This is a genomic window from Stenotrophomonas sp. 169, from assembly GCF_014621775.1.
GTDB lineage: Bacteria > Pseudomonadota > Gammaproteobacteria > Xanthomonadales > Xanthomonadaceae > Stenotrophomonas.
This window is the reverse complement of record NZ_CP061204.1, coordinates 199,417-213,179: the sequence shown is the minus strand read 5'-3', so window position 1 is coordinate 213,179 and position 13,763 is coordinate 199,417. Positions and strand designations below refer to the sequence as shown.

Annotated in this window: 8 protein-coding genes and 1 riboswitch; of the genes, 4 read left to right on the top strand and 4 right to left on the bottom strand. The window is 65.0% G+C overall.

Annotated features, from left to right (window positions below; all coding sequences use genetic code 11):
* Positions 1–40: 40 nt before the first annotated feature.
* Positions 41–4,324: an autotransporter outer membrane beta-barrel domain-containing protein gene (locus ICJ04_RS00810; protein WP_188325685.1), complete on the bottom strand. Its 4,284-nt coding sequence runs from the start codon at positions 4,322–4,324 to the stop codon at positions 41–43.
* Positions 4,325–5,171: 847 nt separating this feature from the next.
* A complete protein-coding gene (locus tag ICJ04_RS00805; protein ID WP_188325684.1) occupies positions 5,172–5,801 on the bottom strand; it encodes a hypothetical protein in 630 nt (209 codons plus the stop codon).
* A gap of 387 nt (positions 5,802–6,188) precedes the next feature.
* On the opposite strand from ICJ04_RS00805, the gene ICJ04_RS00800 reads away from it, so the two are divergent.
* Entirely contained in the window at positions 6,189–6,395 is a 207-nt protein-coding gene (locus ICJ04_RS00800) for a hypothetical protein (protein WP_188325683.1), read from the top strand.
* Positions 6,396–6,616: 221 nt separating this feature from the next.
* Here the strand turns inward: ICJ04_RS00800 and ICJ04_RS00795 are convergent, their stop codons facing one another.
* Positions 6,617–7,912: a chloride channel protein gene (locus ICJ04_RS00795; protein ID WP_192082445.1), complete on the bottom strand. Its 1,296-nt coding sequence runs from the start codon at positions 7,910–7,912 to the stop codon at positions 6,617–6,619.
* Positions 7,913–8,059: 147 nt separating this feature from the next.
* Between ICJ04_RS00795 and ICJ04_RS00790 the strand changes: the two genes are divergently transcribed.
* From ICJ04_RS00790 to pnuC, 3 genes are all read left to right on the top strand, one after another.
* Positions 8,060–9,196, top strand: coding sequence for a phosphotransferase (locus ICJ04_RS00790; protein ID WP_188325681.1), 1,137 nt, complete (start codon positions 8,060–8,062; stop codon positions 9,194–9,196).
* Positions 9,197–9,237: 41 nt separating this feature from the next.
* A riboswitch (TPP riboswitch) is annotated at positions 9,238–9,333 on the top strand.
* A 67-nt stretch (positions 9,334–9,400) separates the two neighbouring features.
* Positions 9,401–11,572, top strand: coding sequence for a TonB-dependent siderophore receptor (locus tag ICJ04_RS00785; protein WP_188325680.1), 2,172 nt, complete (start codon positions 9,401–9,403; stop codon positions 11,570–11,572).
* Positions 11,569–12,150 carry a nicotinamide riboside transporter PnuC gene (pnuC, locus tag ICJ04_RS00780; protein ID WP_188325679.1) on the top strand — a complete coding sequence of 194 codons (582 nt, stop codon included), beginning with the start codon at positions 11,569–11,571 and terminating at the stop codon, positions 12,148–12,150. The genes ICJ04_RS00785 and pnuC overlap by 4 nt, the downstream gene beginning before the upstream one ends.
* Positions 12,151–12,200: 50 nt before the next feature.
* Here pnuC and ICJ04_RS00775 read toward each other — a convergent pair whose 3' ends face one another.
* A complete protein-coding gene (locus ICJ04_RS00775) occupies positions 12,201–13,556 on the bottom strand; it encodes an EAL domain-containing protein (protein ID WP_188325678.1) in 1,356 nt (451 codons plus the stop codon).
* Between the last annotated feature and the right edge of the window lie 207 nt (positions 13,557–13,763).

The window sequence follows — 13,763 nt, the reverse complement described above, 5'->3', positions numbered from 1 at the left end:
TGAAGTGGGGCGCCCTTCCCGGAGCGCCCCTTCGGTCCCTTTACCAGCTGTACTTCACACCCATCTGCGCACCGTAGTTGCGGTAATCGTTCTTGCCGCGCAGCGTGCTCAGCTCGCCCCAGCCCGTCCAGCCGCCACCCATCTGCAGCTGTGCACCGGCCTTGAGCTCGTAGACCTCGCTAGGCTGGCCACCGGCCAAGCGCACGCCGTTGAACGCCACCGCGTTGTCGCCTTCGCCATGGATCCAGTTGGCGGCCACGAACGGCTGCACGCGGTTGCCTTTGCTGGAGGTGTCATGCCCGTACAAACGCACGCCCAAGCGGGTCTGCAGGCCGCCGGTATCAGCCGTCTGCACCGTGGTGCCATTGGTCTCCACGTGCTTGTCGCCGTCCATGGAATAGTCCGTGTAGGTCAGCTGAGCCTGCGGTTCCAGGTAGAAGGCTTTATCTGCACCTTCATGCAGCTGCATTGCGTAGCCCGCTTCGATGGAGGCCATCAGCGCCTTGCTGTCATAACGTTCGGTCGCCAAGGCATCGCCCTGCACCTCGTTCTTGAAGCGCGCCGTCTGCAGCCAGGCATCCAGGTAAGCCCCCTTTTCCGAGTCGGCGCTCTGCATCCACGTGGCATATAGCCCCAGCGCCTTGCCATCCACTTCGCCCTTGGCACCGTAACCGGTGACGTTGGAGGTGGTCTGGCTGCTGGACTTGCCGGTAGCCAGCATGATGCCGGCCAGGCCGCGGCTGTCATCGCCCCACTTGGCAAAGTCTGTACCCACCTGCAGCATCGACTGGCGGCTGGCCACGTCCAACTGGTCCTCGCCCACGTTGAATCGGGTGTGGTCAGAGGTCGTACGCACCCATGCCGAGGCGAGCGTGTCGTCCGACTTCAGGCGCTGCGCCAGGTTGGGCTCGCCCAGGCGCTCGTGCAGGGTCATGTCGAACATGCCCACTGCTGCGGCCTGGTTGGCCAGATAGGCGCCGGTTTCCGGGCGGTAGATCTTGGTCGGCGGCGGCACGACCGGGGGATCAACGATCTCCGGGTCCACCGGCGGGTCGATGACGATGGGGTCGGTCGGCGGGTCGACAGGGTCGACAGGGTCGACAGGGTCAACCGGATCCACCGGCGGCTCCACGGGATCGACCGGCGGATTGACCGGGTCAACCGGGTCAACCGGATCCACCGGAGTAACGGGGTCGGTCGGCGGGTCGATCACCGGGCAGCCCGGGCCACCGGCGTTTATCGTGCACGGATCCGGATCCACCGGCGGCTCAACCGGCAACTCCGAACGCAGGTACCAGTCACCATCGGTCGGATCAGTCAGCCCGCCCTGATGCAGGAAGTACTCGTACGAGCCGCCCACCGCACGGCCCAGCAGGTTGAACACACCGGCCGAATCGCCATCCACCTGCACCAGCTGGATGCCATCGAAGGTCTCCGCGCCCTGCCCGCCCACGTTGCTGACCAGGATGCCGCTCTGCCCGGCGGTACTGCCCAGCACGTGCAGTTTGTCGGTCAGCGAGGTGTCGTCACCCAGCACGGTGTTCATCTGCAGCACTGCGTTGTCGGCCACGTAATCGCCGGTTACGGTCAGGGTCTTGAATGCCCCGTCGTCATGATTGAAAGCGATGGTGCTGTTGCTGGCTGACAGGCCCCCTACGCGGGAATCGCCGGTCATGTCCCAAGCGCTGTCTTTCAGGTCCATCAGGGCAACGTTCTGAGCGGCCCCCGTGAGCGTGGTTGCCTCAGACAGATCGACAACCGCGGCGTAGCCATCACTGAACACGATATCGCCCACGAGCTCCGAGCGCTGAGCCTGCAGCACGCTTTGGCCCACTGACCCAGCACCGTTGGTCATCAACAGCCCGCCGCCGCCTTCGATACGAGAGTTCGTCACTTCGATACGGGAAAGACCCGCATCGCGCACCTCGATGGCGGCGGCTGAGCCGGTCAGGATCTGACTGTCGGTCACCCGCACCGCGTTGAGATCCGTGGCCCCCGCCGTGGAAAGGATGCCGCGCGCATCCGCGCCCAGCACCCTGATATCACCGCCAGTGACGTCGATCGTTGCGCCCGAGTTGGCATTGATGCCCATGGAACCGGCACCCGACGTCGCCACACCGATGTTGTTGGCGGTCAGCGTACTGCGCTGGTTGGCGAACAGGCCATGCGCACTGTCACCGGTGGTGGTGATGTCCACACGGTCCAGCTCAATGCCAGAGCCTGCAATGGCCATCGCACCGAAGGACTGAAGCCCACTGGTCTGCACTGCGGTGTTGGTCGCCGTGATCCTCGAATCCACGCCGTCACTTAGCAGGCCACGAGACCGCTCTCCGGTGGTCGTGATCGATGCATTGGCAAGTTCGGCCGAACCGCCGGTGGCCACATACACACCGTGCGCGTCCCGCCCCTCAAGCGCGGCGGTGTCGAGGATCGTGCCGTCCACCGTCACCTTTGCACCACTTTCCGCCGAGATCGCCCTGGCCGCACTTCCCGTCGTGGTGATTTCACCGCCTGACAAGGAAACCAGCGAACTCGCGCCCTCGGCTTTCACCCCATAAGCGTCCTTGCCTTGGGTGCTGATTCCAGAGCCCACCACGGTTGTCTGGCCGCCCGATACGGTGCGCACGCCGTTGGAATAGCCCCCGGTGGTGGAGAGGGTGGAGTTGGCGATCGTCATCGTGCCATCGCCCACGCGTACCGCATCGCCCATCTCACCAGAGGTGGTCACGGTCATGCTGGTCGCGTTCATTTCGCCGCCCGTGTTCGCAAAAAGCCCCGATCCGTTGTAGCCGGACATATCGACAGTCGTGTTGGATGCAGCGACACGGCTCCCCGCGTCGCGGACATCAAGTCCATGCTGGGTGATGCCGCCGACCAACGTGATGGATGCATTGCGCACCTCCACCTGCCCGCCCGTGTTTGCGCCCGCACCGATCACATAGGCGCCCGTCCCAGCGATCTCCGTGCCGTCGATCTGTACCGTAGCCCCCTCCGCAGCCTCCGCTCCGTCCGAAGACTCGCCTTCGGTCCGGATGGAGCCTCCGGTGAAAACAGCGCTGCTGCCAGTGCCTACGGTTTTGATGCCGTAGGCCACTCCACCTTGAGTGAGAATGTCGACATTCGTAGCGATCACTGTCCCCCCATCCTGGATATTGAGCCCATCGGCCAGGTTGGACAGGGTTTCGATGCGGGTGTCGGCAAGCTCTGCCGCCCCGTTTGCAGACGCCACCCCGCCATGCGCATTGGCACCGAGCGTCGTGATCGAGCTGCCCTGCACGGCCAACGTCCCACCCTGCATCACCCGCAGTCCAAACGCATCAGCTTGGGTGGTCGTGAAGTCGCTGTCTGTGATGTCACCTGAACCTCCCTGCCACACATCCAGACCATGGCCCGCAGACTCGAACGACGAGCCGATGATCACACCATTGCCGCCCTGTAGATCCACGCCCTTGCTGCGTGCGCCGGTGGTTTTAACCTGCACGTTGGTCATCTCCAGGAGGGCACCGTCGCGCGCACGGGCGCCGTGGGCCACCATCCCTGAGGTGGCGATCGAGCTGTCAGAGATCGTCAGCCGCGAGCCGGCATCGCCCGTGGCCACGCCACGCGACTGGGCGCCGGTCGTTTCAATCTGCAAGCCTGTACCCGTAAAACTTGATCCCCCCAGCACGTGGACGCCGTCACTTACTTCTTCGGTCGTGGAGATACGAGCATTGGCGCCGGTCATGGTGGCCTGCTCCATGACGAGCATGGCATGACTACCGCGTCCGCTTGTCGCAATATCCACGTCAGAGAAGGCAACCGCAGATCCTTCAGTGATCGATTTCATACCCGCCGACTCTGTGCCCGACGTGGAGAGGGACGCACCAGAGACAACCACCATTCCGCCAAGGCGCGCGTTCACAGCGTTGCTCTGGAATCCCACGGCGCTTGATTCGCCGCCGGTGAAATCGACACGGCTCCCGCTTCCCTCGGCATGGACACCGTGGGAGCTGTTGGCTCCATTGCCTGTGGCATGGACATCGGTCGCAGTGATCGTGCCGCCATTTACCGCTGACAGGCCGTGGCTCCAATCGCGCACGTCGCTGTCAGCGTCAATGTCCGACACCTCGCGGTGTACGCCATCGGCCACTACCGGCGTCGCGCTTGTGTTCCAGGAGGTCATCAGAAGCGCGCTGCTGACCGCAAGCGCCAGAGCATGTCGATTGGAGATCGAGGTTTTCATGTCGCCAGCCCATTTTGAGAATTCAGGCTTCACGATATTTTCTGGTGCTTGAGGACGGTATCGAAGAACTTCTAAATGGTGCGCAGCCAAGGTAACGAGCATCGACCCATTGGGTCCACAGTCATTTTTCGGAGCCGCTGGCTAAAAAAAGTGGCCGCCCCCGAGAGCGGCCAATCCTGTCCTCCTTGATGGGTCGCAAAAAGGAAACAGGTAATTCCTCGGTAGTCTCGTCCCACCGGTTACCAAGGTAAAAGGGGCCGTTCAACGGCCCCTTCCCGCACCGCCCCGAGGGAGGGCGCATGCCGCGCAGCCAGACTTCCAGGCTGATGACGGCTGCGAAGCATGCCGTTCGGGAAAGGCGGGATTACATATCAGCGCGTTCTCGCGCCATGTTCAACCGAAGGATTTCTATATTTCTGTCGCCTTCTGCGCTAAGGAAATCACAGCGGCAGACCACGTACCCAATGCGAGCTGAGATATCGAAGTATCGCTATGGAGAAGCGGGCCGCAGGTAAGTAGGTTCGCTAGTCCGCGTCCATGGCGCGTCCTCTCACCCCTTCAATCCTTCCGAGTCAACCACCATGCGCGAAACGGGTGTCTTCCGTATCCATAGATCCACGTCCGGTGAATCCTCAAGAGTGGAATCGGGCAATGGAGTGTCTTCGTTTGACTGTCATCGCTGCGGAACAAGGAACATGCCAGGAGCCAGATCGATCTTTGAGATCAGTGGCGGAATGGTATTGACGTGCCTTCGCTGCAACACGCGACAGGCTGTAAGCCGTGCGCTGCTTGCAGCGGATGGTTGCAGCCATCGATTTACAGCAGCGGCCGAACAGGCGTGAGTCTGCTCCTGCTCGCTTAAGACAGAGAAAAGGGGTCGGCGCATGCGGCCCCTCTTGCCCCCAAAAAGCTGCACCGGCACTTCTTCCGAGCTTATCGATAGTGATCCTCACTCTTCGTGTTTTCCTGCCTCCCACCCTGTCGGTGACAGGTACACGATCTGCCTGCGATCCGTCGCCGCCCGTTCGATGATTCGAGGAATCTCCGGAAACGCCTCCTGCACCTGGGGCAGCAGCGCCCAGCCGGCCATGTCAGCGATCCGATAGCGATAGGTCACGTCCGCTGTCCGATATTCCCCAAGCCGCAGGGGACCCGACCAGTCCACAATGCGCTCCAGCTCCTTTCTGCCCCAACACAGATCTCGCCCTGGCGCGCTGCTGCCTGTGCGCACGCGTCGCTCGGCGGCCGGCCGCTGGTGGATATAGGGGATAGCAGCATCGGTCAGCGTGTAGCGCTTCACGCGTGCATCCGGCTCCAGAAATGCGTCACCGCTGCCCATCCACTCTCCCCGGATCAGCCCGGCCGCCTCAAGTGCAACAAGAGACCCTTCTACGCCACGAAGGCGTTGCACAAGATCCACGTCGATCGGCCAGGCACGCAAGCCCAGACACAGATGCCCGTCCTGCTCGAGACGCCGCGTGATGGCATATGCGAAATTCTCCTCATTCGCTGTCTGCTGGTTGCTGCAGCCGGCCAGCAGCACGGCAAGCAGCACCGCGCATCCTTTGATAAGGCTCATCACGTCCTTGCTGGCGTGGAAAGAAAAGAGGGCCGGCGGGGGCCGGCCCTACCCACTACTGCCCCAAGGGGATCAAGGCAGCAACGGCGCATTGCTGAACGAGAGACTGACCAGCGTTGACGCCGTACCGTCGGGAAACGGCGGGGAGTTCATCTCAGCGCACGGGCGCAGCCGATGCCATGGAAGCAGTTCGAAAATGCATGTGCGCTATACCCATGCATCACGAAGTCGTGCAGATTGAGCCGTGACGATACTGATCAGGCTTGAGTGCGAAGCGCAGTCGAGTAATTCCTCTAGGGGGTACGTGAGCCCTTCGCGGGGGTCACTGCTTTTTTCTTTTTTCTTGAAAGGAGCGGCATGGCACGAGGGCTGACATCGGAGGCCGTGATGTTCGTTGACCTGTCGATCGACGGTCAGTGTTACAGGGCAAGGGTCTGGAACTGCGGTGAGCACCGGTGGTGCCTCGTCGCTGCGGAGCTTCCGGACGGCACACGCCTCCCCGGATCCGGACGGGAAGGCTTATGTGTGGATGTGCTGCTGGAGGCGCATGAACGGGTGTCCGACTATCTGGCTTCCAGGATCAAGCGCATCTGATGACCCGCGGAAGGGCACGAAAACGTTCACGAGAAAAAAAAGGGGGCCGGTGACCTTCCTGGTCCCGGCCCCCACCCTTGGTGCGCAACCGCGCCGGCTCCCCTCCGGGGCTGCGGCGATCAAGGTCGCCTAGCAGACACCCGAACACGATGCTGCTCAATGGAAACACTTCGATATGAGCGCGGCGTGCGCTGGATGGCCCTTGTCCGAAACAGGTGTACCTACCGCGCCAGCTGATCCGCCAGGCCGCGATAGATCGGCGTACGGCAGACCAACCCGGAGACACTGCGGGCGATCAGCACCGTGGCCAGGATCGGCAGCAGCATGTCGCTGGTGTTGGTTAGCTCTAATGAGATCACCGCAGACGTCAGCGGCGCCTGGGTGACACCGGTGAGATACGCGCACATGCCCAGCAGCACGAACGCAGTGGGATCCACCCCGGGCATCAGCACGGCCAGGTTGTGGCCCAGCCCTGCACCGACCGCCAGGGCCGGCGAAAACAGCCCGCCGGGAATGCCCGCAATGTACGAGGCCAGGTTGGCCATCAGCTTCATCAGGCCGAACTCGTGGCCGACCTCGGCATGCCCCTGCACCAGGCTGCGGGCCTGCTCATAGCCGGTCCCATACGCACCGTCGCCGAAGGCGAACGCGAGCAGCACCACGGTCAACCCGCACCCGGCCGCGAGCAGGATCGGATGCTGCGCGCGCAGGCGCCCCAGCCAGCGCGGCTTGCCGGCCACGGTGAGCAGCACAGCGCGCGCGAACAGGCCGCCCAGCAATCCCGCCACGACCCCGCACAGCACGATCGCTGCCCAGCCCTGCCCCAGCGGCAGACGCGCGGAGACGTGGCCGAAGTAGGTGTAGTTGCCGAGCAACCCCAGCGACACCACGCCGCCGACGATGACCGCCGTCAGCAACGTGCCGGAGAACCGATGTTCGAAGCGGCCGCTCAGTTCTTCGATGGCGAACACGATGCCCGCAAGCGGCGTGTTGAATGCCGCCGCGATGCCTGCCGCGCCACCGGCCAGCAGGAAATGCGACAGCTCGCGCGGATCCTGGAAACCGAAGCGGCGCCCGAACAGATACATCAGGCTGGCACCCACGTGCACGGTGGGGCCTTCGCGCCCCACGGACGCCCCGCCCAGCAGCGACAGACTGGTCAACGCCAGCTTGCCGACCGACACCAACGGCGACAGGTTCACCGCGCGGAACTGCTCATCCGGCTTGTCCAGCGCCGCGATGACCTGGGGAATGCCGCTGCCGCGGGTGGGCTTGAGCACGCCGCCCGTGGCCCATGCCAGCAACGCGAAGATGCCCGGCGTCAGCAGCAGCGCCCACCAGGGCGAGTGCTGGATGATGCGCTGGAAGACCTGGAACGCCGCGTCACTGGCCTTGGCGAACACGATGGCGACCAGGGCGACGACGACCGCACCGCCCCACAGCGCCGCTCGACGACGCCAGCGCTCGCTGGTCAAGTGGGCCTGCAGCCAGTGGCGGGCCGTGTTGAATCTGGACATGGGGCCATTCTGCGCCGATGTCGAAGACGGGGACAGAGCCTGATCTGGCGGGAAGCCGCCTGCGGCAGCATCGGTCCGACGGCGTACCATGGGGCGCCGCGCGGGCAGCTTGCCGTGCGCACCATGCCCCGCGCCCGACCGATATCCATGCACACGTCCGACCACCACGTCCAAGGCCTCGACAACGACCAGGTCATCGCCGATTGGCCTGCGATCAGCGTCGCCGACGTGGCGTGGCTGAAAGGCCGGTACCCGCACCTGGCGGGCGATTGCGAGGTGGTCTGGCACAGCCCGCGTCCGTTCTCTGCCGCAGCCCTGCTGCAGAGCCCGCAGGGCCGGTTCTTCGTCAAACGCCACCACCATCACGTGCGCAGCGCAGCGGTGCTGGAAGAAGAACATCGCTTCATCGCGCACCTGGCCGACGCAGGCGTTCCGGTCGTGCAGGTGCTGCCAGACCATGCCCGCGCCACGGCGGTGGAGCACGGCGACTGGACCTTCGAACTGCATGCCGAGGCACCGGGCGAGGATGTATACCGCGATGTGCCGTCGTGGACGCCCCCGAACGATGTCGAGCAGGCCTGGCAGGCCGGGCGCATGCTGGCCACCCTGCACAACGCGGCCGACAGCTACCACGCGCCACAGCGCGGCACGCACGTGCTGGTGGCCCGCGACGAGCTGATCCGCGCCGAGGATCCGATTGCCCTGCTGAAGACGCAGCTGCCGCAGCGACCGGGGCTGGCCGACTATCTGGCCGGCAGGCCATGGGAAGCAGAGCTGCAGCGCGCCATCCTGCCGTGGCACTTCGGCGTGGCGGCGCGCTTGGCGTCGGTGCCGCATCGGTGGGGACACAACGACTGGCATGTCTCCAACCTGCTCTGGCACCAGCACGGCCGCGCCAACGCGGTGGCCGCCGTGCTGGACTTCGGCCTCGCCTCGCCCGCCAGCCACCTGTTCGACCTGGCCACGGCCATTGAGCGCAATGCCATCGCCTGGCTGGAACTGGAGCGCGGCGGCGCGGCGGTACGTGGCGATATCGCGCTGGCCTTGATCGTCGGCTACCGCGACGCACGCCCGTTGACGGCCGCGCAGGTGCATCTGCTGGCCGATCTGCTGCCGCTGGTGCACCTGGATTTCGCGCTGTCCGAGGTGGAGTATTTCCACGGCATCACCGGATCCACCGCCAACGCCGACGTGGCGTATTACACGTTCCTGCTGGGCCATGCGGACTGGTTCAGAACCGCCCACGGGCAGGCCCTGCTGGCGACGCTGCGCGCGGCGGCCTGAGCGGCTGATTCGCTTCTTCGGCCAATTTGGTGTGAAATGACACCCTGAAGCGGGGGTGCCTGGGTTGACCAGGCTGAGAGAGTCCCTTGGAACCTGATCCGGTTTGCACCGGCGTAGGGAGCTTTGAGCTGCAAGCACATGGACCCGTCGGGTCACTGCGCGCGCGCCGTCGCTTCGTCTTTCTTCCTGTTGATGACGAATCGAATGAACCGCTGCCTGCGCCCTACGCTGTTGACCGTTGCCCTCTGTGCCGCGCTGCCGCTGCACGCTGCCGATGCCCCTGCCGATGCGGCCGACCGCACGCCGACCGAGCTGGCCGCCGTGCGCGTGCAGGCCCAGCAGGCGGCTGCCGCCACCGCACCATCAAGCAGCTTCGGCGCGGGTAGCTGGAAGGACACGCCGGCATCGGTGAACCTGCTGGACCGCACGGTGCTGGACAGCCGCCACGTGCGCACGCTCAGCGAGATCGCCGCCAACGATGCATCACTGGGCGACAGCTACGCCCCGGTGGGCTATTACCAGAACATCGCCATCCGCGGCTTCGCGCTGGATACCGCCACCGGCTACCGCTTCAACGGACTGGCCACCGCCGGCGAGCAGCGCATCGCGCTGGAGAACATCCAGCAGGTCGAGATCCTGAAGGGTGAAGCCGGGTTGGCGGCCGGGGTAATGGCGCCGGGCGGCATCATCAACTACGTCAGCAAGCGCCCGGCCGAGGTGCGCACCGTCACCTTGGGCACGGACACCGAAGGCACGCGCTACACCGCCGTGGACGTGGGTCACTGGCTCACCCCCCGCTTCGGCGTGCGCCTGAATGCCGCATGGGAAGACAGCGGTTCGTACATCGACCATGCCGACGGCCGCCGCAACTTCTACTCGGTGGCCGCCGACTGGCTGATCAGCGACCGCAGCAAGCTGGAAGTGGATGCCAACTACCAGACCAGCGCGCAGCGCTCGGCATCGGGCTATCAGCTGCTGGGGGCGACTGCGCTTCCGCGCGGCGTGGACCGCGCGAAGATGCTGGGCTACCAGGCGTGGCAGCAGCCGGTGGGCATCGCCAGCACCAACCTCACCGCGTTGCATACCTACGATATCAACGCGCGCTGGCAGTCGCGCCTGTCGGCCAGCCACAGCCGCTCGGTGATCGATGACAACGTCGCGTTCGCGTACGGCTGCTACTACGCTGCACAGTGCGCCGATGGCAGCGTACCGGGCAACTACTTCGCGCCCAATGGCGACTACGACATCTACGATTACCGCAGCCCGGACGACACCCGCGTCAACCAGGAACTGCGTGCAGAGCTGCGTGGCCGCTTCGATACCGGCCGTGTCAGCCACGAGCTCAGCATCGGCGCTGACACCTTCCGCCGCACGGTGAACAAGCGCCAGAACGTCAACGAGTACGTGGGTACCGCCAACATCGGCGATGCCCGGGTGCCGCAGTACGCGCCGTCGCCGCTGATGCCCGGCGCTTCCGCGCGCCGCCTTTACAGCAAGCAGGATGCACTGTTCGCACTGGACCGCATGCGCTTCGGCGATGACTGGCAGTGGCTGGTGGGTGGCCGCATGGTCAAGCTGGATGAGCGCGCCTACGACAAGCGCGGCACTCCGGAGCGGCACAGCACTCTGTCGCGGTTCCTGCCGCAGACCGCTGTCATCTGGAACGCCACCGATCAGGTCAACGCGTATGTGAGCTACGTGCGCGGCATTTCGCTGGGCCAGGAAGCGCCGTTCTGGACGTCCAACGAAAGCACCTTCCTGCCGCCCCTTCTGTCGCGCCAGCTGGAGGCGGGCGTGAAGTACGCATCGACCGATACGTTGACCTTGGGAGCGGCACTGTTCCGTACCTCGCAGCCCTTCCAGTACGCCATGCCCGATGACAGCGATGCCGGCTTCACCTTCGTGCAACGCGGCCAGCAGACCCACACCGGCGTGGAGCTGACCGCGAACGGCAGACTGACCGAGCGCCTGCAGCTCAACGCCAGCGCCAGCGTGTTGCAGGCGCGTGCGCGTGATGCGGGCACACCGGCATACGAAGGCCACCAGCTGGTTAACGTGCCCAAGACGCGCGCCAACGTGCACGTGGATTACCAGCTCCCGTTCGCTGCAGGGCTGGGCGTTACCGGCGGCTGGCGCTATGCGTCGGCCAACACAGCTACGGTGGATGGCAGCGTGCGTGCGCCCAGCTACAGCGTGTTCGACGCCGGACTGCGCTACCAGCATGCGCTGCGCGATCGGCCGGTCACCTGGCGGCTTTCGGTGGACAACGTATTCGACAAATTCTACTGGCGTGACACGGGCAGCAGTGCCGGCGATTACTACCTGTTCGCTGGCGCCCCGCGCCAGGCCCGCCTGTCGGTCACCATCGCGCTATGAGCGCGGAACTGCTGGAATGGTCCGCCGCCGCGCTGAGCATGCTCGGTGTGTGGCTGATGACCCGGCGACGGATGATCGGCTGGCCGATCGGCCTGGTGTCGGTGGCACTGTATGCCTTCGTGTTCGCCGAGGCCCGGCTGTACTCGGACACCTTGCTGCAGATCGTGTTCGGCGGCTTCCTGGTGTACGGCTGGATGAGCTGGCGGCAAAGCGCGCAGGCGGATGGCCTGGTCAGCATCGTGCCGCTGCCCGCGCGGCGCCGCTTCATCGATCTAGGTGCCGGCGTGGCGGTGGGGCTGGCACTGGGTGCAGCCATGCATACCTGGACCAACGCCGCGCTGCCGTGGCTGGATGCCATGCTGGCCGCCATGAGCCTGGTGGCGCAGTGGTGGCAGGCGCGTCGCCACGTGGCCGCGTGGTGGATGTGGATCGTGGTGGATGTGGTGTACGTGGGGCTGTACCTGTTCAAGTCGCTCAACGTGACCGCCGCGTTGTATGCGGTGTTCATCGGCCTGGCCGTGCTGGGCCTGCGCCGCTGGAGTGCGGCGAGCAATGCCCCGGTAGCCTGCCCCCGGTAGTGACGGCCGCCGGCCGTCAGCCTGTGCGCACCGGTGCCCCAACGCCGTAGCTACCGCCCCTGCGGCACGTGCGCCTGATGGAACGCCTCGGCACTGACGGGGCGGCCGAACAGGTAGCCCTGGAACACCCGGCAGCCCATGCCGGCCAACCACTCGCGCTGCTGCTCGGTCTCCACGCCTTCGGCCACGGTGGCGATGCCCAGGATTTCCGCGATCTCGATGATCTTGCGCACCAGCTCGCGCTGGCTCGGGTCATCGCCCATGCCCCGCACGAACGTCTGGTCGATCTTCAGCTCGTCCAGCGGCAACGCCTGCAGCAGGGAGAACGAAGAGAACCCCGTACCAAAGTCGTCCAGCGACCAGGAGATGCCATCTTGGCGCAGCGCGCCCATCTTCGCGGCCAGCACGGACAGATCCGTCGCCAGGGCCGATTCGGTGATCTCCAACCTTAGGCGATTCGGTGGCGCGCCCACCCTGCGCAGGGTCGCACGCACATCGTCCACGAAGCTGTCCGATGCCAACTGCAGCGGGCTGACATTGACCGACAGCATCCAGGCATCCACACCGGGCAGGGTCGACCAGTTCTTCAGGTGCACGCACGCGCGTTCCAACACCATCAGGCCGATATCGTGGATCAGACCGGTTTCTTCGGCCAGCGGGATGAACTTGTCCGGCGACTGCAGGCCATGGCCCGGCCGGTCCCATCGCAGCAGCATCTCCGCGCCCAGCACGCGTCCGTCCAGCCCGACCTGCGGCTGCAGATAGGCACGCAGCTCGCGTTGGGCCAGCCCACGTACCAGCGCGGCATACTGATCCATCTGCTCGCTCAGGTCTTCGCGGAAGATCGCCAGCACGCTGCAGGTCAGCACCATGGCGGTGAGGGTGTTCAGGCCGTGGCGCAGCCGTCGCACATCATCGGTAAGCAGCTCCAGCTGCGGCCCGAGACTGACCGGGCTGATGGCCAGCACCACCAGCGCGGCGATGCACATGCCAGGGAACAGCCAGCGCAGATAGACGCGCTCGCTACGGAACAGGAAGAAACTGGCCACGCCGATCGGCAGCAGGAACAGGTGGGTCGAACGCGCCGCCGCCGCCGTCGGGGTCTCGGCCAAGCTGACGAAGATCGTCATCACCAGCAGCACGTGCGCGATCAACACCAGCGGGATCCGGTCGCGCTTGCGGGCGATGCCCAGGCAGCCTAGACCGACCAGGATCAGGGAAAACAGCACGATGGCCAGCACGTCCATGCCGTGAGCGCCGTAGAACGCGCCCCAGATCACCCCATGCAGCACACAGACCACACCGCTCAAGCGCAGCAGGCGTTGGATGCGCGGCCACTGCGCATGGTCCGGGAACTTGCGGCTCAGCCACTCCCGGCTGCCGCGGGCGCTTCCTGTCTCGAGCATGGAATTCCTTTTTTCTCGCCATGGTACTGGCCGAATGCGACAAGCGTTAAAGAGTTTTCACGGGATGGGTGAGGAAGGGATAAGTACGTCTGCAGGTGCCCATCGGTGTCGCCGAAACCCCACTTCCATCGAAATCCACCTCAGCAGGCGATCACGGGACACGCTCGCCTCATGAATCCAGCGTTGCGGGTGATCTGCTCAGGCCAT

Bases quoted from the DNA above. Each gene is read 5' to 3' on its own strand.
- ICJ04_RS00810 (WP_188325685.1), bottom strand. From the start codon at position 4,324: ATGCTCGTTACCTTGGCTGCGCACCATTTAGAAGTTCTTCGATACCGT.
- ICJ04_RS00805 (WP_188325684.1), bottom strand. From the start codon at position 5,801: ATGAGCCTTATCAAAGGATGCGCGGTGCTGCTTGCCGTGCTGCTGGCC.
- ICJ04_RS00800 (WP_188325683.1), top strand. From the start codon at position 6,189: ATGTTCGTTGACCTGTCGATCGACGGTCAGTGTTACAGGGCAAGGGTC.
- ICJ04_RS00795 (WP_192082445.1), bottom strand. From the start codon at position 7,912: ATGTCCAGATTCAACACGGCCCGCCACTGGCTGCAGGCCCACTTGACC.
- ICJ04_RS00790 (WP_188325681.1), top strand. From the start codon at position 8,060: ATGCACACGTCCGACCACCACGTCCAAGGCCTCGACAACGACCAGGTC.
- ICJ04_RS00785 (WP_188325680.1), top strand. From the start codon at position 9,401: ATGAACCGCTGCCTGCGCCCTACGCTGTTGACCGTTGCCCTCTGTGCC.
- pnuC (WP_188325679.1), top strand. From the start codon at position 11,569: ATGAGCGCGGAACTGCTGGAATGGTCCGCCGCCGCGCTGAGCATGCTC.
- ICJ04_RS00775 (WP_188325678.1), bottom strand. From the start codon at position 13,556: ATGCTCGAGACAGGAAGCGCCCGCGGCAGCCGGGAGTGGCTGAGCCGC.